19 protein-coding genes, 1 other RNA gene and 1 riboswitch are annotated in these 22,547 nt (G+C 61.9%); of the genes, 9 read left to right on the top strand and 11 right to left on the bottom strand.

Going from position 1 to position 22,547, the window contains the following annotated elements:
- Positions 1–60: 60 nt before the first annotated feature.
- The 3 genes from QRN10_RS03315 to QRN10_RS03305 all read right to left on the bottom strand — a co-directional run bounded on the left by QRN10_RS03315 (position 61) and on the right by QRN10_RS03305 (position 2,900).
- Positions 61–645, bottom strand: a complete 585-nt coding sequence (locus QRN10_RS03315; RefSeq protein ID WP_285427837.1) for a TMEM165/GDT1 family protein — start codon at positions 643–645, stop codon at positions 61–63.
- Between the two features lie 88 nt (positions 646–733).
- Positions 734–855: riboswitch (yybP-ykoY riboswitch) on the bottom strand.
- A gap of 50 nt (positions 856–905) precedes the next feature.
- Positions 906–1,904, bottom strand: a complete 999-nt coding sequence (locus tag QRN10_RS03310) for a methyltransferase (RefSeq protein WP_285427836.1) — start codon at positions 1,902–1,904, stop codon at positions 906–908.
- Positions 1,905–1,934: 30 nt separating this feature from the next.
- A complete protein-coding gene (locus QRN10_RS03305) occupies positions 1,935–2,900 on the bottom strand; it encodes a 2-hydroxyacid dehydrogenase (RefSeq protein ID WP_253510505.1) in 966 nt (321 codons plus the stop codon).
- Positions 2,901–2,984: 84 nt separating this feature from the next.
- Between QRN10_RS03305 and QRN10_RS03300 the strand changes: the two genes are divergently transcribed.
- The 5 genes from QRN10_RS03300 to QRN10_RS03280 all read left to right on the top strand — a co-directional run bounded on the left by QRN10_RS03300 (position 2,985) and on the right by QRN10_RS03280 (position 12,011).
- A complete protein-coding gene (locus QRN10_RS03300) occupies positions 2,985–3,617 on the top strand; it encodes a LysE family translocator (RefSeq protein ID WP_285427835.1) in 633 nt (210 codons plus the stop codon).
- A gap of 167 nt (positions 3,618–3,784) precedes the next feature.
- On the top strand, positions 3,785–5,467 hold the full coding sequence (locus QRN10_RS03295; protein WP_181078582.1) for a fatty acid--CoA ligase: 1,683 nt from the start codon (positions 3,785–3,787) through the stop codon (positions 5,465–5,467).
- A gap of 328 nt (positions 5,468–5,795) precedes the next feature.
- Complete coding sequence (locus QRN10_RS03290; RefSeq protein ID WP_181078580.1) at positions 5,796–7,655, top strand: DUF1302 domain-containing protein; 1,860 nt, start codon at positions 5,796–5,798, stop codon at positions 7,653–7,655.
- A gap of 28 nt (positions 7,656–7,683) precedes the next feature.
- Positions 7,684–9,048 (top strand): DUF1329 domain-containing protein, encoded by a 1,365-nt coding sequence (locus QRN10_RS03285; protein WP_181078578.1) that lies wholly within the window; start codon positions 7,684–7,686, stop codon positions 9,046–9,048.
- 236 nt (positions 9,049–9,284) lie between these two features.
- On the top strand, positions 9,285–12,011 hold the full coding sequence (locus QRN10_RS03280) for a winged helix-turn-helix domain-containing protein (RefSeq protein WP_285427834.1): 2,727 nt from the start codon (positions 9,285–9,287) through the stop codon (positions 12,009–12,011).
- 12 nt (positions 12,012–12,023) lie between these two features.
- Here QRN10_RS03280 and QRN10_RS03275 read toward each other — a convergent pair whose 3' ends face one another.
- Genes QRN10_RS03275 through QRN10_RS03260 form a run of 4 tightly spaced genes read right to left on the bottom strand, consistent with a single transcriptional unit; the run spans position 12,024 to position 15,466 of the window.
- The gene (locus QRN10_RS03275) at positions 12,024–12,584 is read right to left on the bottom strand and encodes a PqiC family protein (RefSeq protein WP_181078574.1); all 561 of its coding nucleotides are present in this window, start codon (positions 12,582–12,584) and stop codon (positions 12,024–12,026) included.
- A 17-nt stretch (positions 12,585–12,601) separates the two neighbouring features.
- On the bottom strand, positions 12,602–14,254 hold the full coding sequence (locus tag QRN10_RS03270; RefSeq protein WP_181078572.1) for a PqiB family protein: 1,653 nt from the start codon (positions 14,252–14,254) through the stop codon (positions 12,602–12,604).
- Entirely contained in the window at positions 14,238–14,879 is a 642-nt protein-coding gene (locus tag QRN10_RS03265; protein WP_181078571.1) for a paraquat-inducible protein A, read from the bottom strand. The genes QRN10_RS03270 and QRN10_RS03265 overlap by 17 nt, the downstream gene beginning before the upstream one ends.
- Positions 14,876–15,466, bottom strand: coding sequence for a paraquat-inducible protein A (locus QRN10_RS03260; RefSeq protein ID WP_181078569.1), 591 nt, complete (start codon positions 15,464–15,466; stop codon positions 14,876–14,878). The genes QRN10_RS03265 and QRN10_RS03260 overlap by 4 nt, the downstream gene beginning before the upstream one ends.
- Positions 15,467–15,634: 168 nt before the next feature.
- On the opposite strand from QRN10_RS03260, the gene QRN10_RS03255 reads away from it, so the two are divergent.
- Together QRN10_RS03255 and QRN10_RS03250 are read left to right on the top strand one after the other, a co-directional pair.
- The gene (locus QRN10_RS03255; protein WP_253510511.1) at positions 15,635–16,279 is read left to right on the top strand and encodes an MBL fold metallo-hydrolase; all 645 of its coding nucleotides are present in this window, start codon (positions 15,635–15,637) and stop codon (positions 16,277–16,279) included.
- A 208-nt stretch (positions 16,280–16,487) separates the two neighbouring features.
- Positions 16,488–17,258 (top strand): YiaD family glycine zipper/OmpA-like lipoprotein, encoded by a 771-nt coding sequence (locus tag QRN10_RS03250; protein ID WP_181078566.1) that lies wholly within the window; start codon positions 16,488–16,490, stop codon positions 17,256–17,258.
- A gap of 68 nt (positions 17,259–17,326) precedes the next feature.
- Here the strand turns inward: QRN10_RS03250 and QRN10_RS03245 are convergent, their stop codons facing one another.
- From QRN10_RS03245 to QRN10_RS03230, 4 genes are all read right to left on the bottom strand, one after another.
- Complete coding sequence (locus QRN10_RS03245; RefSeq protein ID WP_034111799.1) at positions 17,327–17,908, bottom strand: BON domain-containing protein; 582 nt, start codon at positions 17,906–17,908, stop codon at positions 17,327–17,329.
- Positions 17,905–18,498: a phosphoheptose isomerase gene (locus tag QRN10_RS03240; RefSeq protein ID WP_024073509.1), complete on the bottom strand. Its 594-nt coding sequence runs from the start codon at positions 18,496–18,498 to the stop codon at positions 17,905–17,907. The genes QRN10_RS03245 and QRN10_RS03240 overlap by 4 nt, the downstream gene beginning before the upstream one ends.
- A gap of 92 nt (positions 18,499–18,590) precedes the next feature.
- Positions 18,591–18,962: a YraN family protein gene (locus QRN10_RS03235; protein ID WP_181078565.1), complete on the bottom strand. Its 372-nt coding sequence runs from the start codon at positions 18,960–18,962 to the stop codon at positions 18,591–18,593.
- A complete protein-coding gene (locus QRN10_RS03230) occupies positions 18,962–20,773 on the bottom strand; it encodes a penicillin-binding protein activator (RefSeq protein WP_253510515.1) in 1,812 nt (603 codons plus the stop codon). The genes QRN10_RS03235 and QRN10_RS03230 overlap by 1 nt, the downstream gene beginning before the upstream one ends.
- A gap of 187 nt (positions 20,774–20,960) precedes the next feature.
- Between QRN10_RS03230 and rsmI the strand changes: the two genes are divergently transcribed.
- Positions 20,961–21,866: a 16S rRNA (cytidine(1402)-2'-O)-methyltransferase gene (gene rsmI, locus QRN10_RS03225; RefSeq protein ID WP_181078562.1), complete on the top strand. Its 906-nt coding sequence runs from the start codon at positions 20,961–20,963 to the stop codon at positions 21,864–21,866.
- Between the two features lie 96 nt (positions 21,867–21,962).
- Positions 21,963–22,316, top strand: an RNA gene (gene rnpB / locus QRN10_RS03220) — RNase P RNA component class A.
- The last annotated feature ends 231 nt before the right edge of the window (positions 22,317–22,547 follow it).

Raw genomic sequence — 22,547 nt, 5'->3', positions numbered from 1 at the left:
TCCAATGTGGGAAGGGGCAAGCCCCATACCACATTGGATTGGCTTTGCAGTCTTAGGTCCCTAGATCCAGCCGCTGCTCTGCATGGCCTTGTACACCGCCACGATCGCCAGGATGAAAAATGCCGAGGCGGCGAGTCGGCGAATCAAGGTCAGCGGCAGTTTCTCCGCGGCAAAATTCCCCGCCAGCACCACCGGCACGTTGGCAATCAGCATGCCCAGGGTAGTACCGATAATTACCAGCCACAGCTCCGGGTATTGCGCGGCGAGCATCACGGTGGCGATCTGGGTCTTGTCGCCGATTTCAGCCAGGAAGAACGCAATCAGCGTGGTCACGAAAGGCCCGAACTTGCGGGAAGTGCTGGCTTCGTCATCGTCGAGTTTGTCCGGCACCAGGGTCCATAGCGCGGTGGCGCAGAAGCTGGCCGCGAGGATCCAATGCAGCACCGCGTCCGAGAAGAAACTGCCAAACCAGGCGCCCACGGCACCTGCGGCTGCGTGGTTGGCCAGGGTGGCGGCGACGATGCCGGCGATGATCGGCCAGGGTCTGCGAAAGCGAGCGGCCAGGATGAGCGCGAGCAGTTGCGTCTTGTCGCCGATTTCGGCCAGGGCAACGATTGCGGTGGGGACGAGCAGTGAATCCAGCATCAGGTAGGTTTCCAGGGGCGGGTCGACACGGCTATGACACGTACAGCCTTCCCGCCCCGGGTAAGGTGTGCGTGTCATAGGTCTTGTCAAACCCCGGTCCGTCTGTGCGGACTCCTGGGTCGCATACGCCATGGTCTGCTGACCAAGTATGTTGACGTATGCCGGACGAGCGTGGCGCTCGTGGGAGACTACTCCCCTAGGACGGAGCGGATTCTGCCTAGGCAAATGCCATTGGGCAAGCGTTCTTTTTCAAACCTCGATCAACCGCGCTTGGCGCGATAGATGCGAAATCCATTGCCCTCGGCCTTGATTGCGCATACGCCCAGATGTTCTTCGATCAGTGGCTGGTACTTCAGGAAACTGTTAGCCACCAGCCGAAGTTCGCCACTTTTTGCCAGGTGTTTCGCTGCTTTTCGCAGCAAATTCTCGGTAGCGAAATAATCGGTATGCACGCCCACATGGAATGGCGGGTTGCTCAGGATCGCATTCAGCCCCATCGGCGCGGCGTCGATGCCATCGCCGGTCAGCACCTCGGCTTCCAGGCCGTTGGCGGCCAGGGTCAGGCGGCTGCTGGCGGCGGCGAAAGCATCCACGTCGAGCAGAGTGACAGTGTTATGCGGATAGCGGCGTTTGATTGCGGCCCCCAGTACGCCGGCCCCACAGCCAAAGTCCAGCAGATGACCGCTCGGCAATTTATCCAGATGCGCCAGCAACAACTCGGTGCCGCGATCCAGGCGGCCGTGGCTGAACACGCCCGGCAGGCTCACCACCTTCAACGGCCCTTCGGCCAGCGGTACGTCGAACGTCTGTGCCAGGCTCTCCAATGCCACCGCCTGCGGGGCATTGGCCACGGTGACTTGCCACAATTGGCAATGTCGCGCGTTGTCGAGCTTGCGCGGTTTGCCCAAGGCAATCATCTGCTTGGCGGCACTTTCGATGCCGGCTTTTTTCTCACCCACCAGAAACAGTTCGGCGCCGGGCAGGCGCGCAGCCACGGCCTTGAGCAGGTAGTCGGTGAGGTCCTTGGACTTGGGCAGGAAAATCACCGCCGCATCGAACCCGCGCTCCGGCGCATTCACCCCAAACTGGCTGCGCTGCGGGAAGCGCGCGTCGAGCGCCGCCTGGTCGCCGGCATGCCAGCACCAACCGTGGGCATTGGGCAGGCGCCCCAGCAGGTCGTCGGCGGGCAGGCCCACCAGCAGCAGGTTGCCCTGAAAAAGTTCGGCCTGGCGAAGCAGTACTTCACTGCGCGGATCCATGGTCTGCTCCTTGAAAAGGGGCGCAGTTTATCAACTCACAACCCGCAGCGGGGCGCCGCTGAAAAAGCCCCGCGCGTTTTCCGCCAGTTGGCCGACGATACGCTGGCGCGCTTCGCGGCTGCCCCAGGCGTTATGTGGGGTGACGATCAAGCGCGGGATATCGCCGGCCAACAGCGGATTGCCGTTGACCGGCGGCTCCACGCTCAATACGTCGGTAGCCGCACCGCCCAGGTGCCCGCTGCGCAACGCATCGGCTAGCGCCTGTTCGTTGATCAAGCCGCCACGCGCGGTGTTGACCACCAGCGCGCCGGGTTTGAGCAGCGCCAATTCGCGGGCGCCGATCAAGTCGCGGGTGTGCTCGTTGAGCGGGCAGTGCAGGGTCAGCGCGTCGACCTGTGTCAACAGCTCATCCAGCGGCACGCGATCGGCGCGGGCAGGGCGCCCTGGAATCGCGCCCAGCACCACGCGCATGCCGAAGGCCTCGGCCAGGCGCGCCACGGCGCTGCCCAGTTCGCCGCGGCCCAGCAGGCCGAGGGTTTTGCCTTGCAGTTCGATGATCGGATGGTCCAGCAGGCAGAACTGCTTGGCCTCCTGCCATTTGCCGGCGGCCACATCCCGCTGGTAGTCCTTCAGCCGCGTCGCCAGGTTAAGCAGCAGCATCAGCGTGTGCTGCGCCACCGACGGTGTGCCATAGCCCTGGCAGTTGCTTACGGTGATGCCATGGGCGCGGGCGGCTTGGAGGTCGACGTTGTTGGTGCCGGTGGCCGATACCAGAATCAGCTTGAGTTCGGGGCAGGTCGCCAGTGTTGGTGCGGTGAGCGCGATCTTGTTGCTGATGACTACCTGGGCACCCTGCAGGCGCTCCAGCAGATTGTGCGGCGTTGTGTCCGAAAACAGCTGCAACTCACTGAAGCTGTTTCGCAAGTGGCTGAGGTCGAGATCTCCAAGGTCGAGGGACGGGTGATCAAGGAAGACGGCGCGGCGATTGTTCGTCATCAACTGTACCTTTTGCGACAGGGTTCGAAGGCGTAATCTGCCGAGCCTATCAGATGAAATAATCAGTTACTTACTGGAGTGCGCATGTACCTCGCCGAGTTCTTGACCGTTGCCTTGATTCACTTGTTGGCCGTGGCCAGCCCCGGCCCGGACTTCGCCGTGGTGGTGCGCGAGAGCGTGACCCACGGTCGCCACGCCGGCACCTGGACGGCCCTGGGCGTGGGCTCGGCGATTTTCCTGCATGTGGGTTATTCGTTGCTGGGGATCGGTCTGATCGTGTCTCAGTCCATCGTGCTGTTCAACGCGCTCAAGTGGGCCGCGGCTGCCTACCTGCTGTACATCGGCTTCAAGGCCCTGCGCGCGCAACCGGCCAAACCCGCCGCCGAGGGCGAACTGCACCGCGAAGCGGGCGAGCGCACCCCGCGCGGCGCCTTCACCGCCGGTTTCGTGACCAATGGCTTGAACCCCAAGGCCACGTTGTTCTTTCTCTCGTTGTTCACCGTGGTGATCAATCCGCACACGCCGTTGGCGGTGCAGGCCGGCTATGGCGTGTACCTGGCGGTGGCGACGGCGCTTTGGTTCTGCCTGGTGGCGATGCTGTTCAGCCAGCAACGCGTTCGCGCCGGCTTCGCGCGCATGGGCCATTGGTTCGATCGGACCATGGGCGCTGTGCTGATTGCCATTGGTGTGAAGCTGGCGTTTACCAGCATGAAATAACACTGGCCCACCCACGTGGACAGGCTCAGGTTCTGTGCAAATGCTGGCGCAAAGCTAGCATTTGCTGAGGTCTGCAAATCATTCCTTTGGCTGATTTAGCGCCAACACAACGTCTCTACAGTGCAGGTCTTCAAGCCAAGACCGTGCAGTCATAAAAAGGGATTCGTATGTTGCAGACCCGTGTTATCCCGCCCGCCGAAGGTGCGTACCAATACCCGCTGTTGATCAAGCGCCTGTTGATGTCAGGCACCCGTTACGAGAAGACCCGGGAAATCGTTTACCGCGACCAATTGCGCTACACCTACCCAACCCTGATCGAGCGCGTCGCGCGTCTGGCCAATGTGTTGACCGAGGCCGGTGTGAAGGCCGGTGACACGGTGGCGGTGATGGATTGGGACAGCCATCGCTATCTGGAATGCATGTTCGCCATCCCGATGATCGGCGCAGTGATCCACACCATCAACGTGCGCCTGTCGCCGGAACAGATCCTGTACACCATGAACCACGCCGAGGACCGGTTCGTGCTGGTCAACAGCGAGTTCGTCGGGCTCTATCAAGCCATCGCCGGGCAGCTCACCACGGTGGACAAAACGCTGCTGCTCACCGATGGCGAAGCCAAAACCGCCGAGTTGCCCGACTTGGTCGGCGAGTACGAAACCCTGCTGGCCGCCGCCAGCCCCGACTACGACTTTCAGGATTTCGACGAGCACTCCGTCGCCACCACGTTCTACACCACCGGCACCACCGGTAACCCCAAGGGTGTGTATTTCACCCATCGCCAACTGGTGCTGCACACCATCGGGGTGGCGACCATCATGGGCAGCGTCGACAGCGTGCGGCTGCTGGGCACCAACGACGTGTACATGCCGATCACGCCGATGTTCCACGTGCACGCCTGGGGCTTGCCGTATGTGGCCACCATGCTCGGCCTCAAGCAGGTCTACCCCGGCCGCTACGACCCGCAATTGCTGGTGGAGCTGTGGCGCAAGGAAAAGGTCACGTTCTCCCATTGCGTGCCGACCATCCTGCAGATGGTGCTCAACACCAAGGCCGCTCAAGGGGTGGATTTTGCCGGCTGGAAAATCGTCATCGGTGGCAGTGCGCTGAATCGTTCGCTGTACGAAGCTTCCAAGGCCCGTGGGATTCAACTGACCGCTGCGTACGGTATGTCCGAGACCGGGCCGCTGGTGTCCTGTGCACACCTCAATGAGGAGCTGCTGGCCGGCAGCGACGACGAACGCATTACCTATCGCATCAAGGCCGGCGTACCGGGGCCGTTGGTCGACGCAGCGATCATCGACGCCGAGGGCCGTTTCCTGCCGGCCGATGGCGAGTCTCAGGGCGAGCTGGTGCTGCGCGCGCCGTGGCTGACCGAAGGGTATTTCAAGGAGCCGCAAAAGGGCGCCGAGCTGTGGGCGGGCGGTTGGATGCACACCGGTGACGTGGCCACGCTGGATGCCTTTGGGGTGATTGATATCCGCGACCGCATCAAGGATGTGATCAAGACCGGCGGTGAGTGGATCTCGTCCCTGGCCCTCGAAGACCTGGTCAGCCGTCATCCGGCGGTACGCGAAGTAGCGGTGGTGGGCATCGCCGATCCGCAGTGGGGCGAGCGCCCGTTTGCCTTGCTGGTCATGCGCGAGGGCCATGTGATGGGTGCCCGCGAGCTGAAGGAACATCTCAAGCCGTTCGTGGAATTGGGGCACTTGAGCAAGTGGGCGATTCCGAGTCAGATCGCCGTTGTTACGGAAATTCCCAAGACCAGTGTCGGCAAACTCGACAAGAAACGTATCCGCGTTGACATCATTGAATGGCAGGCTAACAACAGCACGTTCCTGTCTACACTCTGACCCCCTTCGCCGTGCCCGTTCGGGCACGGCAATGCTCTATCTGGCGCCTTCACTTGTGATTTGCCGATTTTCAGCCATCCTTGCCGCGTCGGCCCTCGCCGACATGGCGAAAGGTCTGTGGCAGACGGGTCGGTGATGCAAATCACACTTTAGAGGGATCATGCGGTACCCCCTGCTGGCTATAGTCCCACCTGAGTTTTTCAAGGATGCATCGCTTCGGGCCATGGAGGTTCAGTTGCCAGGCAGCATTGGAATCGTTGTATTCCGGCTGTTACACGCATCATCAAGAACTCACTGCCATAACAATAATGCACATGGAGTAGCGTCGATGACCTCAGTAAACCAGTTCTGGCGCCGGGCAAGATTGCCTCTGGCCGTCAGCCTCGCCTCTACGCTCGCCGGGCCTGCATTCGGCGTCAGTTTCAATATCGGTGAAATCGAAGGCAACTTCGACTCGTCGCTTTCGGTGGGCGCGAGCTGGTCGACAGCCAAGCCTAACAAGGACTTGATCGGCGCCAACAACGGCGGCCGGGGGTTGTCCCAGACCTCCGATGACGGCCATCTGAACTTCAAGCGCGGCGAGACCTTCTCCAAGATCTTCAAAGGTATTCACGACCTGGAGCTGAAGTACGGCGACACCGGCGTGTTCGTGCGGGGCAAATACTGGTACGACTTCGAACTCAAGGATGAAAGCCGTGAGTTCAAGGACATCAGCGACAACAATCGCAAGGAAGGCGCCAAGTCTTCCGGTGGGCAGATTCTCGATGCCTTCGTCTATCACAACTATGCGATTGCCGATCAGCCGGGCAGCGTGCGGTTCGGTAAGCAGGTGGTGAGCTGGGGCGAAAGCACCTTCATCGGCGGCGGTATCAACTCCATCAACCCGATTGACGTGTCCGCATTCCGTCGTCCGGGTGCCGAAATCAAGGAAGGCCTGATTCCGGTCAACATGTTCTATGTGTCACAGACCCTGACCGATAACCTGTCGGCCGAAGCGTTTTACCAGTTGGAATGGGACCAGACCGTCACCGACAACTGCGGTACGTTTTTCTCGCAGCCGGATGTGATTTCCGATGGCTGCAGCAATAACCTGCGCGTGCTGAACAAGCGCTCGACCATTCCGGGGGCTGCCTTGCCGACGTTGACGGCCCTGGGTGTGGACGTTAACAACGAAGGCGTGCTGGTGCGCCGTGGCCCTGACCGTGATGCCCGCGACAGCGGCCAATTCGGCGTGGCCATGCACTACAACTTCGAGCCGCTGGACACCGAGTTCGGCGCGTATTTCATGAATTACCACAGCCGTGCGCCGATCTTCAGTGCGCAGGGTGCGCCGGCGTCGGCCTACACCCGTCCGCTGGGGCCGCTGGGCGCCTTGCGGCCACTGGTCGTGGCCGGCAACTCCAACTACTTCGTCGAGTACCCGGAAGATATCCGCCTCTACGGTTTGAGCTTCTCCACCACGCTGCCGACGGGCACCGCGTGGAGCGGTGAGCTGAGTTACCGTCCCAACGCACCGGTGCAGTTGAGCACCACCGATATTCTCTTCGCCGGTGTTACGCCGATCCCGGGCTTTGGCAACGCGTCCGTGCTCAAGGGCACCCCAGGCCAGGATCTGCACGGTTACAACCGCAAGGAAGTGACCCAGTTCCAGACCACCTTCACGCACTTCTTCGACCAAGTGATGGGCGCGAGCCGCTTGACCACCGTCGGTGAAATCGGCGTGACCCATGTGGGCGGCCTGGAAAGCAAATCACAAGCCCGTTACGGCCGTGACCCGGTATTCGGTCCTGGCACCTTGCCGGCTGGCTTCTGCGACAGGCTCAACCAATCCACGGCCAATGGCGCCGGCCTGCCCAACGCCGCCGGCTTGAACACCAATTGCAACAACGACGGCTTCACCACGGCAACCTCCTGGGGCTACCGCGCGCGTGCCATCTGGGAATACCCGGACGTGTTCGCCGGTGTGAACCTCAAGCCCAACGTGGCGTGGTCCCACGACGTGAAAGGTTATTCGCCAGGCCCTGGCGGTAACTTCGAAGAAGGTCGCAAAGCGGTCAGCCTGGGGCTGGATGCCGAATACCAGAACACCTACACCGCGAGCCTGGCGTACACCAACTTCTTCGGCGGCAAGTTCAGCACCGTGGATGACCGTGATTTTGTCGCCCTGAGCGTCGGCGCGAACTTCTAAGCACACTGAATTTCAGGAAGACCGAAATATGAAAATAACTAAAAGTCTGTTGCACGTAGGTGTGCTGGGGCTGTCGATCCTGGCGAGCAACGTCATGGCGGCGGTCTCGGCGGATGAAGCCGCCAAGCTGGGCACCACCCTCACGCCGATGGGCGCCGAGATGGCCGGGAACGCGGCGGGCACCATCCCCAAGTGGTCGCCGATGCCGACCAACGCCGGCGCTGTGGATGCCAAGGGGTTCCTCGCCAACCCGTACGCCAGTGAGCAACCACAGTTCACCATCACCGCGCAGAACGTCGAGCAGTACAAAGACAAACTGGCGCCGGGGCAGTACGCGATGTTCAAGCGCTACCCGGAAACCTTCAAGATGCCGGTCTACCCGACCCATCGCGGCGCTACCGTGCCGGCCGATGTGTTCGCCTCGATCAAGAAGAACGCCACCACTACCAACCTGGTGTCCGGCGGCAACGGCCTGGAAAACTTCGAAACTGCGGTACCGTTCCCGATTCCGAAAAGTGGCGTCGAGGTGATCTGGAACCATATCACTCGCTATCGCGGCGGTAGCGTGACGCGCCTGGTGACGCAGGCTACCCCGCAGACCAATGGCTCTTACAGCCTGGTGTATTTCCGCGACCAGTTCGTGTTCCGCGACAAAATGAAGGACTTCGATCCGAAGAACCCGGGCAACGTGCTGTTCTACTTCAAGCAGCAAGTAACCGCGCCGGCGCGTCTTGCCGGTGGTGTGCTGCTGGTGCACGAAACCCTGGACCAGGTGAAGGAGCCGCGTTCGGCGTGGGTCTACAACGCCGGCCAGCGTCGTGTGCGCCGGGCCCCGCAAGTCTCCTATGACGGCCCGGGCACCGCCGCCGACGGCCTGCGGACCTCCGACAACCTCGACATGTACAACGGTGCGCCGGACCGCTACGACTGGAAGCTGGAAGGCAAGAAGGAAATCTACATCGCCTCCAACAGCTACAAGATCGACGATCCGAAGCTCAAGTACGCCGACATCATCAAGGCCGGCCACATCAACCAGGACCTGGCGCGTTACGAACTGCGCCGCGTCTGGCACGTGGTCGCCACCTTGAAGGAAGGCCAGCGCCACATCTACGCCAAGCGTGACTTCTACATCGACGAAGACACCTGGCAAGCCGCGGTGATCGACCACTACGACGGCCGTGGCCAACTATGGCGCGTCGCCGAAGCCCATGCCGAGAACTACTACGACAAGCAAGTGCCGTGGTACGCCCTGGAAACCCTCTACGACCTGCAGTCCGGCCGTTACCTGGCGCTGGGCATGAAGAACGAAGAGAAACAGGCCTACGACTTTGGCTTCACCGCTACCACCAGCGACTTCACCCCGGCGGCCTTGCGTCAGGATGGTGTGCGCTAAGCTGAACGAGTCAATGTGGAAGGGGGCTTGCCCCCGATAGCGGTGTGACAGTCAGCGCAGCATCGACTGATCCGCCTCTATCGGGAGCAAGCCCCCTTCCACTTTTGTTTGTGGCGATATTTCTTGTCGCAGTTCTTTTCCAGGCAATTGTTGCAAAGATCTACAAACCGGCGGCTTTTACCGCTAGTCTGCGGACATCTGCAATGCCGACAATAGCCTTCAATAAGAGCCCGGCGATGACTGATCTGTCCCGAATCCAAGGGCCCGCCAGTACGGCGATCCCGTCCCTGGACGCGCGTTTCTACAGGCCACCGCTGCCTGACGGCTACGTGCCGCGACCGCGCCTGTGCGAACGGCTGAGTGCCGGATTGCAGGGGCGGTTATTGCTGGTCAGCGCGCCGGCCGGCTTCGGCAAGAGTTCCCTGGCGGTCGAGTTCTGCCAAAGCCTGCCGACGCACTGGCAAAGCCTGTGGCTGGGCCTGAGCCCACGGGACAGTGACCCCGGTCGTTTCCTCGAACGTTTGCTCGAAGGCCTGCAACAGTACTTTTCGCCGCTCGGCGCCCAGTCCCTGGGCCTGCTGAAAATGCGCCAGCGTCATCAACCCTTTGCCTTTGAAGAATGGCTCGATGGCCTGCTCGACGAGTTGGCCGTTCACTTGTCCACCCGCGCGCCGCTGTTGCTGGTACTCGATGACTATCATCTGGCCCAGGGACCGGTGCTGGACCGTTGCCTGCAGTTTTTCCTCAACCACTTGCCCGACGGCCTGGTGGTGCTGGTAACCAGCCGCCAGCGCCCGGATTGGCATCTGGCGCGCCTGCGTTTGTCGCGGCACTTGCTCGAACTGCACGAACATGACCTGCGTTTGACCCATGGCGAATCCTTGGCAGTGCTGGATCACCATAGCAATTCGCTGCGCGGCGAAGCCCTCGATAACTTGATCCGGCGCAGTGAAGGCTGGGTGGCCGGACTGCGCTTCTGGTTGCTGGCGGCGTCCGAAGCCGGCAACGAAGGCGCTTTGCCCCAGAGCCTGCACGGCGGCGAAGGTCTGATCCGCGATTATCTGTTGGAAGAGGTGATCGACTGTCTGCCGGCTGACGTGCAGGCATTCCTGTTCGACACCGCGCCCCAGGAGCGCTTTTGCAGCGAACTGTGCGACGCCGTGCGCGAAGCCCACGACAGCGCGGACATCCTGCGCTACCTGCAATCTCACCAGGTGTTTCTGGTGCCGCTGGACGAGCAGGGCGTCTGGTTTCGCTATCACCATCTGTTCTCCGACCTGTTGCGCAGTCGCCGCGCGAACAGCCCGGTGCTGCCGGCCGCGAGCCTGCACCTGCGCGCCTGTCGCTGGTTCAATGCCCAGGGCCTGATCGACGAAGCGGTGGAGCAGGCATTGCGCGCCGGCCATTTGGATGTGGCGGCAAACCTGGTGCAAAACCTGTCCGAAGAACAGCTGCTGGCCGAGCAGAATGTCGGCATGCTGCTGCGCTGGAAAATGGACTTGCCCGACAGCCTGTTGATCAGCACGCCGCGCTTGATTGTGTTGTACAGCTGGGCGTTGGGCCTGGCCTGCCAGCTCGACGCGGCGCAGGAACTGTCCAGTTACCTCAGTCGCTTCCTGCCGGCCCCTTCGGCCACCGCACAACGATCGATGCTGGCGCAGTGGCTGGCGCTGAGCGGCATCATCGCCCGTGGTCGCGGTGATCGCGAGCTGACCCAGCGCTACTGCAGCGAGGCGTTGGACAGCCTGCCGCAGCGCCGCTATGGCCAGCGGCTGATGTGTCTGTCGACCTTATCCAACCTGGCGATTGCCGATGCCGACCTGTGGCGCGCCCGGGGCTTGAATCGCGAATCGCTGGAGCTCGCGCAGCGGGTCGGCAATCCGTTGTTCGAGGCCTTGGCCCACTACGACCGTGCGCGGGTGTTGCAGGCGCGCGGTGAAATCCTGCGTTCGCTCGACGAAGTGCGCCAGGGCCTGCAGCGCCTGCATGGCCTGGCGCCTCAGCGGTTGTATGCGGTGCGCGCGCGCCTGGCGCTGTATGAAGGTTACTTGCTGCTGTTGCGCTTGCAGCCGGAAGCGGGCCTGGCTCGCCTGCGCGCCGGGCTGGCGGAGGCCCGAGCCTGCCGCGATATCAGTGTGTTGATCGGGCACTGTGTGATCGCCAGTTTCGAAGGACGCCGCGGCGACTTTCCTCTGGCCTTTGCCGAGCTGGCTGAAGCCGAGCGCTTGATGCATATCTGGGACGTGCCGCCGATTTACTACCTGGCCATGATCACCCTGATCAAATGCGAACTGTGGCTGGCCCAGGGCCGTACCGACCTGGCCGATGCCTGGCTGACGCGGCTGGGGCAGACCTACAACGGCGATCACGCCGCCGCTGCGCCGGAGTTTCATCCCCACCTGCCGCAACACATCGGCCTGCAACAAGCCGCCCTGGACGCCACGCGTCATCAGCCCGAAGCGGCGTTGCAGCGTTTGGAGCAATTGGCGCAAGAGGCCCAGACCAGCGGCCGCCAGATGATCGCTTTGCTGGCGCTGACCCAGCAGGTGCAACTGCTGCTGGAGGGCGGGCAGCCGGCCAAGGCGCGGCCGATGCTGGCCCAGGCCCTGCAGGCTGCCGCCGGGGGCGCACTGCAACCGTTCCAGCGGCTGTTGGAAAACCATGCTGACTGGATGCGCGAGCAGTTGGCTCAGCACCCTCACGCCCTGGCGAGCCAGGCCCTGCTGGCGTTGTTGCCCACGGCGGCGGCGGGGGTTTCACCCTCACATGAGGCGCTCAGCGCGCGCGAAATGGCCGTGCTGCAACTGATTGCCCTGGGATGTTCGAATCAGGAAATCAGCAATCAGTTGTTCATTTCCCTGCACACCGTGAAGACCCACGCCAGCCACATCAACAGCAAGCTTGGCGTGGAGCGACGCACTCAGGCCGTGGCCCGCGCGAAGGCCATGGGGTTGCTGGCCTGATCTCGCCGTGGGCTACGGTGTGCCTGGGCACTGGCCAGCAGCGCTGGCGGCTGCCCGGCTGACCTGTGCCGCGAAGCGCTTGAGGTTGTTCTGATGGGCCAGCACCACATCGTCAATGCCGCTGCCCGCCGGCGACTGCAAGGTTGTTCGGCACAGCAGCGACGGGCGGTCAGTGCCGCTGGCGGGCCGCAGACGCCACTGGGCGTCAAACCGGGCGTACTGGCCAGGCACGGAATCAAAGCGCTGCACGTCGACCCGCAACAGCAGCGGTGGCCGAGGATTGCTGTTGGCCAACTGATCCACCAGCGCGCTGCGCATTTCGTCCGCCAGGCTGGCGGCCCACCACTGGGTTTCCAGGATGGCGATGCCCGTGTCGCCCTGGCGCACCACGATCTGCGGTCGGTCCACGGCGGGCGGCACCGTGAGGCTCTCGATGCGGATCGTGCCGGTACCGCCAACCGTGGGCAGATTCGCATGCGCCGGGGTCAGCGTATGGAAGGTAATGGGCGTGCTGCCGCAGGCCGACAGCGCCAACAACGCGCCGAGCAGGGTGGCTTTGAACGGAAACGTCATGGCGCTTGCTCCAGGTTTCATTTGCGCGGTGGCCCTTGCAGGTTCAGGGGCGCGGCGTTGTCGGGGCGACCGCGAATCAGCGATTCCGGGTGACGGCCCAGGTAGTCCGACAGCTCGCGCAACGAGCGGGACATGCGGCCCAGCTCATCCAGGGTCTGGGTCAGTTGCTCGCGCTGCGGTGAGTCTTCGGCGAGGGTCGCGTTGGCCGATTGCAACGTCTTGCTGACGTCGGCCAAGGTCGTCTGTACGCCGGGCAGGGTCTTGGCGTTGAACTGGGTGAGGCCTTTGCGCAACTCGACGAGATTGCTATCGAGGTTGCCGGCGATGCGTTCGATCGGCAGTTGATTGATCTTGTTGACGATGCTTTCGAGTTTTTCCTGCAGTTGTTCCAGGTTACCGGGAATGGTCGGGATGCTGACCGGGCGCAGGGTGGGGTCGAAGGTGACCTTGTCGGCTTTGGGGTAGAAGTCCAAGGCGATGTACAACTGGCCGGTCAGCAGGTTGCCGCTGCGCGCCTGGGCCCGCAGACCGTTCTCGATGAACGAGCCGATCAGGCGTACGCCGGCGGCTTCATCCTTGGGATCGTTGTTCATGGTCTTGAGCAGCTTGGTATGGGCCTGTCCGAGCAACTGGGGATAGATGACGATGCCGACGTTGAGTGGGAAGCTGCGCTTTTTGGCATCGAAGTCCAGGTTGACCGACACCACTTTGCCGAACTCGATGCCGAGGAACTCCACCGGCGCGCCGACCTTGAGCCCGCGCAGGGCCTGGTCGAAGCGCAGGGCCATGTATTGGCCGTCGCCGGTGGGCGGAGCAAGCGCGCTGACCTGGTCGTCGAACAGTTCGAACGTTTGTTCCTCATCGGCGGGCTTATCGTTGGGGCTGTAAGGCGGCGCCAGGAACGCAATACCGCCCACCAGCATGGACGACAGCGATTCGGTTTTCAGCGCGAAGCCATTGGCGCCGACACTCAGGTCGATCCCACTGGCGTTCCAGAAGCGGGTGTTCTGCGTGACGTACGCGTCATTGGGCGCATGCACGAACACTTCGATATCGACCCCTTTGCCTTCGGCATCCAGTTTGTAGGCCACCACTTGGCCGACCTCGATTTTGCGGTAGTACACCGGCGAGCCGATATCCAGCGAGCCCAGGGTCTGCGTATGCAACGTAAAACGTTTGCCCGGTTCGCCGTAGGTGATCGGCGGCGGGTTTTCCAGGCCCTTGAACTGCCTGGCGCGGGTCTCGGACTGGCCGATGTCGGCACCGATATAGTCGCCGGACAACAGCGTGTCGATACCGGAAACGCCACCCGCGCCGATGCGCGGGCGTACCACCCAGAACTGCGAGTCGGCGCGCGTGAAACTTTCGGCCTGCTTGGCCAACTGCACGGTCGCGTTGACGCTTTTCTGATCGTCGCTCAGGGCCACATCGGTCACTTGGCCGATCACCACGTTGCGGTACTTGACCTCGGTTTTATTCGCTGTCAGCCCGCTGCCGGTCTTGAAGTTAAGCGTGATGGTCGGGCCCTGCTGCAGGACGCTGTGGACCACCAGCGAAATCCCCACCAATACCGCAACGATCGGCACGATCCAAACCAGCGACACACTGAAGCGCCGGGTCTTGATGGCCGGCGATCCGGGCGTTTGCGCAGCGTCAGTGCGGGACGTCATCCGAGGTCTCCTTAGTGTGTGGGGGTTCCCAGATCAGCCTCGGGTCGAAGCTCATCGCAGCCAACATGGTAAATACAACCACCAGGCCGAAAAACAGAATGCCCAGGCGCGGCTCGATAGTGCCCAGCGCCTGAAACTTCACCAGCGCGGCCACCAGCGCGACCACGATGACATCCAGCATCGACCAGTAGCCAATCAGCTCGACAAAACGGAACAGCTTCGAGCGCTCCTTGCGCGCCCACAGGCTGTTGCGTTGCACGGTCACCAGCAGCAGCGCCAGAGAAACGAACTTGATCCCCGGCACGGCGATGCTGGCGATAAAAATGATCAGCGCGATGTCCCACGCGCCGTGCTGCCAGAACTCCAGAACCCCGCTCATGATGGTGCTGTCGGCGCCCGAGCCGAACAGGCTGGTATTCATCACCGGCAGCACATTGGCCGGTACATAAAAGGCCAGCGCCGTGAGCATGTAGGCCCAGGTGCGAGTGAGCGAGCGGACCTTGCGCCGGTGCAGGGGCGCGCCGCAGCGTTCGCATTCGCCGGGGGCTGCGCTGATGTCAGCCGCCAGGCCGCAGCTGTGGCACAGGCACAGGTTGAGTTCGCTGGCGGTCGGCGGGGTATTCACACAACGTCCCACAGGTCACGCACATCGCGCCCGGCGATACGGATCAGCAACAGGCTCAGCACGGCCAGCGCAAACAGGCCGGTGCCGGGAATGACATCGAGCATGCCGGCCAACTTGAACACCGCCACCATCGCCCCGAGCAGGCACACCTCGAGCATGCTCCACGGCCGCAGTGCTTCGAGCCAGCGCATGCATAGCCTGAACGCCGGCGAACGCTGGCCGGCCAAGGCGAAACTCAACACCCATATCAGCAGTAACAACTGGAAAACCGGCGCGATGATGATGGAGATCGCGGCCACCAAGGCGATAAAGGTGATTGGCCCCAGGCTCAGGGCCACCACTGAGTCCCACAGCGTGGCGCTGTTTTTCAGGCCCTGCAGGCTGATCGTCATCACCGGATAGAAGTTAGCGAAAGCCCATAGCACCGCGGCGGTCAGCGTCAAGGCGAGGCGCTGTTGCAGGGTCAGGCCGTTGTAGCGCTGCAACACGCCTGCACAGCGCACGCACACGGCTTTTTGATGCCGGGCGAGCGCGACTTTGCGGTACACGCAGTCGCAGTGCTCGCAGATGATCAAGTGGTTCGCCATGAGGCTCGCTCCAGCGCGGCACGTTTGCGATCTTGGGTGGGGTTGAGGGGCGCCCGCAAAGCTTAGCAGCGGCGGCTTTGCATGCGGGCGAGCGAACCGTCACTTTCGGGTGTGAGGCTTGGTCAACCATACTGTGGCGAATATGCCATATGAAGCGCAGGAGTACCGATGAATATTGAACACAACGCCCTTATCCGCGAAACCTTCCCGGTCGGCCCGTTGCAGTGCAACTGCACGATCATCGGCGACCCCGTCACCAAAAAAGCCATCGTGGTCGATCCGGGCGGCAACCCGGAACGGATCCTGGCGCGGCTCGATGCGCTGGGCCTGAAGGTGGTGAGCATCATTCATACCCATGCCCATCTCGATCACTTCCTCGCTTCGGGTCAATTGAAAGAGAAAACCGGCGCCACCCTGCATCTGCACAAGGAAGACCAATTCCTGTGGGACAACCTGGAGATGCAATGCCAGATGTTTGGGGTGCCCTATACGCCAGTGCCGTCGCCCGACCGCTGGCTGGCCGATGATGAGGCCTTGGCCTGCGGCTGCGGCGTGGCTTTGCACACGCCTGGGCATACGCCGGGATCGATGAGTTTCTGGTTCGCCGATGCCAAATTGCTGATTGCCGGTGACACCTTGTTCCGCCGCGGCGTGGGGCGTACGGATCTGTGGGGTGGCGATCAGGCGACCATTGTGCGTTCGATCAAGCAGCGCCTGTATACCCTGGACGAGGATGCCATCGTGGTGACGGGGCACGGGCCGGATACGCGGCTGGGGGATGAGATGCGCGAGAACCCGTTCGTTCGGGCTTGACGTCAGCGAGCGCGCCGTTACAGAAAAATCTCAGGTTGTGTTCAGCGGGTGTCTGCTAGGGTTTTGATGGCGGTCAGTGTTGGCCAGTCTTTTGTTACAGCCTGGAACGCGATGACGGAATTTTTGCCGTTTGTCGCGTTCCAAACCCGGCACAGGTCCGTTGCCAATGTCCTTTGCACCACAGAATGCAAAAGTAGGAGCTTCCTTCATGTTCACTCCGCGTCGTCTGCTTGTTGTCGCTACCGCCGTAGCCCTGTTGTCCGGCTGCGCTTCCCCTAATCCTTATGACGGCAGCAGCCAGGGACAGGCGAATAATGAATCCGGCGGTATGAGCAAGACCGCCAAGTACGGTGGCCTGGGCGCTCTGGCCGGGGCATTGGCCGGTGCCGCCATCGACCACAACCACCGTGGCAAGGGCGCGCTGATCGGCGCAGTGGTGGCCGGTGCAGGTGCCGCCGGCTATGGCTACTACGCCGACCAGCAGGAAAAGAAACTGCGCGAAAGCATGGCCAATACCGGAGTCGAAGTGCAGCGCCAGGGCGACCAGATCAAATTGATCATGCCGGGTAACATCACCTTCGCCACCAACTCCGACGCGATTTCCAGCAGTTTCTACCAGCCGCTGAACAACTTGGCCAATTCGCTCAAGCAGTTCAATCAGAACACCATCCAGATTGTCGGCTACACCGACAGCACCGGCAGCCGCCAGTTGAACATGGACCTGTCCCAGCGTCGCGCTCAGAGCGTGGCCAATTACCTGACGTCCCAAGGCGTGAGTCCGGCCAACCTGAGCGCGCGCGGCGCCGGTCCGGATAACCCGATCGCCAGCAACGCGGACGTCAATGGCCGTGCCCAGAACCGTCGGGTCGAGGTCAACCTGGGTCCTATCCCAGGCCAGCAGTATGGCCAGCCGGCCCAGCAGCAGGCACCGCAGCAAAATAACCAGTTCCAGGGCAACCCGTACCAGCAGTACCAGTAAGCTCGGGTAATAAAAAAGGACGCCGTGCAATGGCTGCACGGCGTCCTTTTTTGTGGGCGGCGTTTACATCAATCGATGTATTCGAACACCTTAACGATCTTCTGCACGCCAGATACGCCCTGTACCAGATTGGCGGCGCGGGTGGCTTCCGCCTGGGTCAGCAGGCCCATCAGGTAGACGATACCGTTATCGGTGACGACTTTGATGCGCGAGCCTGGGATGGCGTTGTCGGTGAGCATCTGCGCCTTGATCTTGGTGGTCAGCAGCGCGTCATTGCTGATGGCCAGCAGGGTGATCGGGTCCATCACCTGCAATTCGTTATGCACCTTCTTCACGCGTTGCACGGCCGCTGCGGCTTGCTCGGCCTGGGCCTTAAGATCGGCGCGGGGCGTTTGGCCGGCGAGCAGTACCACGCCGTTGAAACTGGTGACGACGATGCGCGAGGCACCATTGCCCAGGTCCGGCGCGGCTTTGGCGACGTTGACCTCGACTTTGGTTTCGATCAGAGAGTCGTCGATCTTGCTGCCGAAGGTACGCGTGCCCTTGTCGTCCTGGATGGGGGTGTCGCGTGTCGCGGTGATTGCCGTGCTGCAGCCGCTGATGGCGAGGCACAGCGTCATGGCCAAAAGGCTGAGGCGGTTAACGGTCATTCTTCACTCCCGAACAGTTGGCTGTCGATCAGATCGCACAGGCAGTGGATCGCCAGCAGGTGGACTTCCTGGATACGTGCAGTGACAGTGGCCGGAACGCGAATCTCCACATCTTCTGGCAGCAGCAGCGAGGCCATGCCGCCGCCGTCGCGTCCGGTCAATGCTACGACAATCATTTCGCGATCATGTGCGGCCTGGATCGCTTGAATAATGTTGGCCGAGTTGCCGCTGGTGGAAATCGCCAGCAGCACATCGCCCGGCTGGCCCAGGGCGCGGATCTGTTTGGAGAAGATCTCGTTGTAGCTGTAGTCGTTGGCGATCGAGGTGATCGTCGACGAATCGGTGGTCAAGGCAATGGCCGGCAGGCTCGGGCGCTCGCGCTCGAAGCGGTTGAGCAGCTCGGAGGAAAAGTGCTGGGCGTCGCCGGCTGAACCGCCGTTGCCGCACGAAAGCATTTTGCCCTCGTTGAGCAAGGCATTGACCATGACTTGACTGGCTTGCTCGATGTGCGGTGCAAGTACGTCCATCGCCTGTTGCTTGGTGTCGATGCTGGCCTGGAATAGCTGGCGAATTCGGGATTGCATGTCCATCTGTGTGACCTTAAGTAGCGCGGCTGTTTGGCACAGGAATGTGCAGCCCGCAAAGCAAAGAGCAAAAGTGTGTGGTGTAGAGGTCCGGCGAATCAGCTGTCGAAGGCATTGGGCAGCCAGTTCAGATCAGCCGTCCCCGACGGTGTGCTTTCTATGGCGACCACATCGAAACGGCAGGGGGAGTCGGCCCAGCGATGCTCTTTTTGCAGGAAAAACTGCGCGGCGAGTATCAGCTTTTGACGCTTGCGCCCGTCGATACTGGCGAGCGCGCCACCCCATTGTGCGTGTTTCCTGTAGCGGACTTCGACGAATACTACTGTATCGCCGTCAAGCATGACCAGATCAAGCTCGCCGCGTTTACACAACCAGTTCTGCGCCAGAAGGCGCAGACCCTGTTGCTGCAGGTAGTTCAGAGCTTGAAGTTCGGCATCCTTGCCGCTTTGCGCGCGGGACCGCTCGGGCATCAGCGCGGGGTGTCCGGTAGGCGTTGGACCTGGCCGCCGACGAACTTGGCCCAAGGCATCTGGCGGTCGACGCGCTGGTTGCCGCTGATGCCCAGATTGCCCGACAGGCCATCCACCCGAGTGTCCGGCAGCGCCTTGAGCTGGCCCAGGCGTGGCGCCAGGCGATAGGCATCGACGCCCATCGCATACAGGCGGCCGAGGCTGCCATTGGCTTGTGGCCATTGCGCGGCGACCTGGTTGCGCAGCGGGTCGGTGGTGTTGAGCAGCCAAGGCGTTTCGCAGAACATCACGTTGGTCATGTCCAGGTACTGGTTCTTGTCGCCGCTGGCGCTGAATACGTGGGATGTTGCATACACCGGCACGTCGCCGGCGTACTGGAAGTTGAGGGTCGGCTTGATCTGCTGGGCCAGTTGCGGGGTTACGGCCAGGAAGATGAACTCGATGTCCTGGCGACGTGAAGGTTGTGCCGCCACATCGGTGCCAACGGTGTTTTGCAGGCTCTTGGCGCGGGCTTCGCTTTTACGCAGCTGGAACAGGTCGGCAATCTGCTGGGCCAGGGCCACGGGCTGATCCACATACTCCACACCCATGACCGTACCGCCGTTGGCTTCCCAATCCTGGCGGAACGCCTTGTAGACACGCTCGCCCCATTCGCCACGCGGCACCATGGCTGCGGCGCGGTGTAGGCCATCGGCACGGGCGCGGCGCGAGACTTCGCGGGCTTCGTCTTCGGCGGCCAGGCCGAACTGGAACAGCTGCGGCGGAGCTTGATCGGTTTCGGCGTAATTCAGCGCCAGGGTGGTGATCGGCAGTTGAGGCCGCGCGCTGAGCTGCTTGACGAGTGGCTTCTCCAGCGGGCCGACCACCAGTTGCACGCCGGCGGCCTGGGCCTTGGCGTAGAAATCGTCGAGGGAGGTCAAGCGGGAGCTGTCATAGAACTCAATGACCGGCGGCTTCTGCCCGGCCTGTTCGGCCTGGTAATGGGCCGCCATGAAGCCTTCGCGCAACGCCTTGCCCACGGAGGCCAGCGGGCCGTCCTGTGGCAGCAGCAGGGCGATCTTGTTCAGGGGCTGGCTGGCCAGTTCCTTAAGCTTGGTCAGCGGCGTAGGCAATTGCAGCGCCGCCGGATGGTTGGGGTTCTGCGCGCGCCAGGTGTCGATGGCGGCCTGCTGTTGCTCCAGGGTGCCGGCGCTCTTGACCGATTGAGCCAGGGTGATCCAGCCATCGAGGATAGGGTTGCCGCTGGCTTGCAACTGCTCGGCCGGCAGGGCGGCAATCAGCGCCCAGATGGCGTCATGGTTGGCATGCGCGGCGTCGCCGGTCAGCAACGAGGCCATGGCGACACGCTCACGGGCGGCGGCCAGGGTCTGGCCGTCGGCCTCATAAGCGCGGGCATGAACGGTACCGGTGCGAATCTGCTGCTCGGCAGGCAAGTCCTTGAGGCTTTGCAGGCTCGGGTGGCTCAATGCCGTCAACGCGGCCTTGGGCTGGTTGCGCGTCATCGCCAGCTCGGCAGCCAGTGTGCTGGCAAACACCTGTGCGGCAGGCTTGAGAGCCTCCAGGGGCACTTGTGCAAGAATCTGCGCCGAGCGGCCAGGATTATTCTGGTGGTAGGCCAGGTCAGCTGCACTCAGGCGCAACAGTGCGGCCTTTTCCGGCGTCTTGGCGGAGGTGGCCTGTTCGAGCAGTTGCTCGATACTGGCGTCCGGGGTCCGAGGAAGCTCGCCAAGGCTGGACGAGGGCGAGCTGGCGCAGGCGGCCAGTAGGGCAGCGAGGCAGAGGGCGGAGAGCAGCCGCAGGCAAGCGATCATGTAAGTGTTCCTGATACCGATCAAATTAGCGTGGAAGTGTACCCAAGCACTGGCCCAGGCGCGATGTTACTGGCGTGAAACCGTCGATTTAGGTCGTGCAAAAGCGGCTGACTGGATGTTACCGGACGCAAGCGACCCTGAAGGGATCGGCCTCGATGGCGTTTTTTCAAGGCATCTACGCGCTACAATGATTTTTTTGCCAACCATCGAGGTGTGCGTTTTGACTGCTCCAGGTCCTTTGAATTCCACTGCAGGCTCGCTTTTTGTCGTGGCGACGCCCATTGGCAACCTGGACGACATCAGTGCTCGCGCATTGAAAGTGTTGCGCGACGTTAAATTGATCGCGGCCGAAGACACGCGCCACTCCCAACGTTTGATGCAGCATTTTGGTATCAGTACGCCGCTGGCGGCCTGCCATGAGCACAACGAACGCGAGGAAGGCAGCCGCTTTATCGTGCGTCTGCTGGCCGGCGACGACGTGGCGTTGATTTCCGATGCGGGCACGCCATTGATCTCCGATCCCGGTTACCACCTGGTCCGCCAGGCACGCGCCGCAGGTATCAATGTAGTGCCTGTTCCGGGGGCGTGCGCGTTGATTGCTGCCTTATCGGCGGCCGGCCTGCCTTCCGACCGGTTTATCTTCGAAGGCTTCCTGCCCGCCAAGGCGGTGGGGCGTCGAGCGCGCCTTGAGGCCCTCAAGGAGGAACCGCGCACGCTGATCTTCTACGAAGCGCCGCACCGCATCCTGGAGTGCCTGCAGGACATGGAGCTGGTATTCGGCGGCGAGCGCCTGGCGCTGTTGGCCCGCGAGCTGACCAAGACCTTCGAGACTCTCAAAGGCTTACCCCTGGAAGCGCTTCGAGCCTTTGTCGAAGGCGACAGTAACCAGCAGCGCGGCGAGTGCGTGGTGCTGGTAGCGGGCTGGACCGCGCCGGAGAGCGAGGACGCGGTGAGCAGCGAGGCCATGCGCATCCTGGATCTGTTGCTCAAGGAAATGCCACTTAAACGCGCAGCGGCCCTGGCGGCGGAAATCACTGGAGTGCGCAAGAACGTCCTGTATCAAGTGGCGCTGGATAAGCAGAAAGCCGAATAGTTCCGGGGTGGAGGGTGCATTTCATCCGATCATGATGGCAGTCGCGGTCTTTTAATACTTGTCCTGAGACCGCCGTGCCGTTAACCTGCGCGGCGGAGAGTCGATTGGACAGTCGCTGCCCTCTATGAAAATTAGGGGGGGGAGGAAAGTCCGGGCTCCATAGGGCGAAGTGCCAGGTAATGCCTGGGAGGCGTGAGCCTACGGAAAGTGCCACAGAAAATAACCGCCTAAGCGCTTCGGTGCCGGTAAGGGTGAAAAGGTGCGGTAAGAGCGCACCGCACGACTGGCAACAGTTCGTGGCTAGGTAAACCCCACTTGGAGCAAGACCAAATAGGGTCCCAAGGCGTGGCCCGCGCTGGGACCGGGTAGGTTGCTAAAGATGTCCAGTGATGGCCATCGTAGACGAATGACTGTTCAAGACAGAACCCGGCTTATAGATCGACTCTCCACCTTATTTCCTTTTGTTCGAGTCTCGAGCAAAAAAACGGTAGTAACGCAAGACTCCCTCCCTGCCAAATCATTGGCAGATGCATCTTCGTAATACCAAAAAAATCTTACTCTTAATAAATCACTTTAACTTCGAGCTATAGCGCTTTGAGTGCTCTGCGCTTGTTGGGTCAAAAATATCGTCGAACTCGGGTTTCTCCTCCCTTTACGCTCCTAAATCTCCGTTCTGTAAGG

Origin of the sequence: Pseudomonas sp. lyk4-R2A-8 (assembly GCF_030209095.1) — a bacterium.
GTDB lineage: Bacteria > Pseudomonadota > Gammaproteobacteria > Pseudomonadales > Pseudomonadaceae > Aquipseudomonas > Aquipseudomonas quebecensis.
Note: the sequence above shows the minus strand (reverse complement) of the source record. Positions and strands in the feature narration are given on the sequence as shown.

Excerpts from the sequence above, each read along its gene's own strand:
- QRN10_RS03270 (WP_181078572.1), bottom strand. The coding sequence starts at position 14,254 with ATGACGTCCCGCACTGACGCTGCGCAAACGCCCGGATCGCCGGCCATC.
- QRN10_RS03310 (WP_285427836.1), bottom strand. The coding sequence starts at position 1,904 with ATGGATCCGCGCAGTGAAGTACTGCTTCGCCAGGCCGAACTTTTTCAG.
- QRN10_RS03315 (WP_285427837.1), bottom strand. The coding sequence starts at position 645 with ATGCTGGATTCACTGCTCGTCCCCACCGCAATCGTTGCCCTGGCCGAA.
- rsmI (WP_181078562.1), top strand. The coding sequence starts at position 20,961 with ATGATTTTTTTGCCAACCATCGAGGTGTGCGTTTTGACTGCTCCAGGT.
- QRN10_RS03285 (WP_181078578.1), top strand. The coding sequence starts at position 7,684 with ATGAAAATAACTAAAAGTCTGTTGCACGTAGGTGTGCTGGGGCTGTCG.
- QRN10_RS03295 (WP_181078582.1), top strand. The coding sequence starts at position 3,785 with ATGTTGCAGACCCGTGTTATCCCGCCCGCCGAAGGTGCGTACCAATAC.
- QRN10_RS03300 (WP_285427835.1), top strand. The coding sequence starts at position 2,985 with ATGTACCTCGCCGAGTTCTTGACCGTTGCCTTGATTCACTTGTTGGCC.
- QRN10_RS03290 (WP_181078580.1), top strand. The coding sequence starts at position 5,796 with ATGACCTCAGTAAACCAGTTCTGGCGCCGGGCAAGATTGCCTCTGGCC.
- QRN10_RS03305 (WP_253510505.1), bottom strand. The coding sequence starts at position 2,900 with ATGACGAACAATCGCCGCGCCGTCTTCCTTGATCACCCGTCCCTCGAC.
- QRN10_RS03280 (WP_285427834.1), top strand. The coding sequence starts at position 9,285 with ATGACTGATCTGTCCCGAATCCAAGGGCCCGCCAGTACGGCGATCCCG.
- QRN10_RS03235 (WP_181078565.1), bottom strand. The coding sequence starts at position 18,962 with ATGCCCGAGCGGTCCCGCGCGCAAAGCGGCAAGGATGCCGAACTTCAA.
- QRN10_RS03250 (WP_181078566.1), top strand. The coding sequence starts at position 16,488 with ATGTTCACTCCGCGTCGTCTGCTTGTTGTCGCTACCGCCGTAGCCCTG.
- QRN10_RS03260 (WP_181078569.1), bottom strand. The coding sequence starts at position 15,466 with ATGGCGAACCACTTGATCATCTGCGAGCACTGCGACTGCGTGTACCGC.
- QRN10_RS03230 (WP_253510515.1), bottom strand. The coding sequence starts at position 20,773 with ATGATCGCTTGCCTGCGGCTGCTCTCCGCCCTCTGCCTCGCTGCCCTA.
- QRN10_RS03240 (WP_024073509.1), bottom strand. The coding sequence starts at position 18,498 with ATGGACATGCAATCCCGAATTCGCCAGCTATTCCAGGCCAGCATCGAC.
- QRN10_RS03255 (WP_253510511.1), top strand. The coding sequence starts at position 15,635 with ATGAATATTGAACACAACGCCCTTATCCGCGAAACCTTCCCGGTCGGC.
- QRN10_RS03275 (WP_181078574.1), bottom strand. The coding sequence starts at position 12,584 with ATGACGTTTCCGTTCAAAGCCACCCTGCTCGGCGCGTTGTTGGCGCTG.
- QRN10_RS03245 (WP_034111799.1), bottom strand. The coding sequence starts at position 17,908 with ATGACCGTTAACCGCCTCAGCCTTTTGGCCATGACGCTGTGCCTCGCC.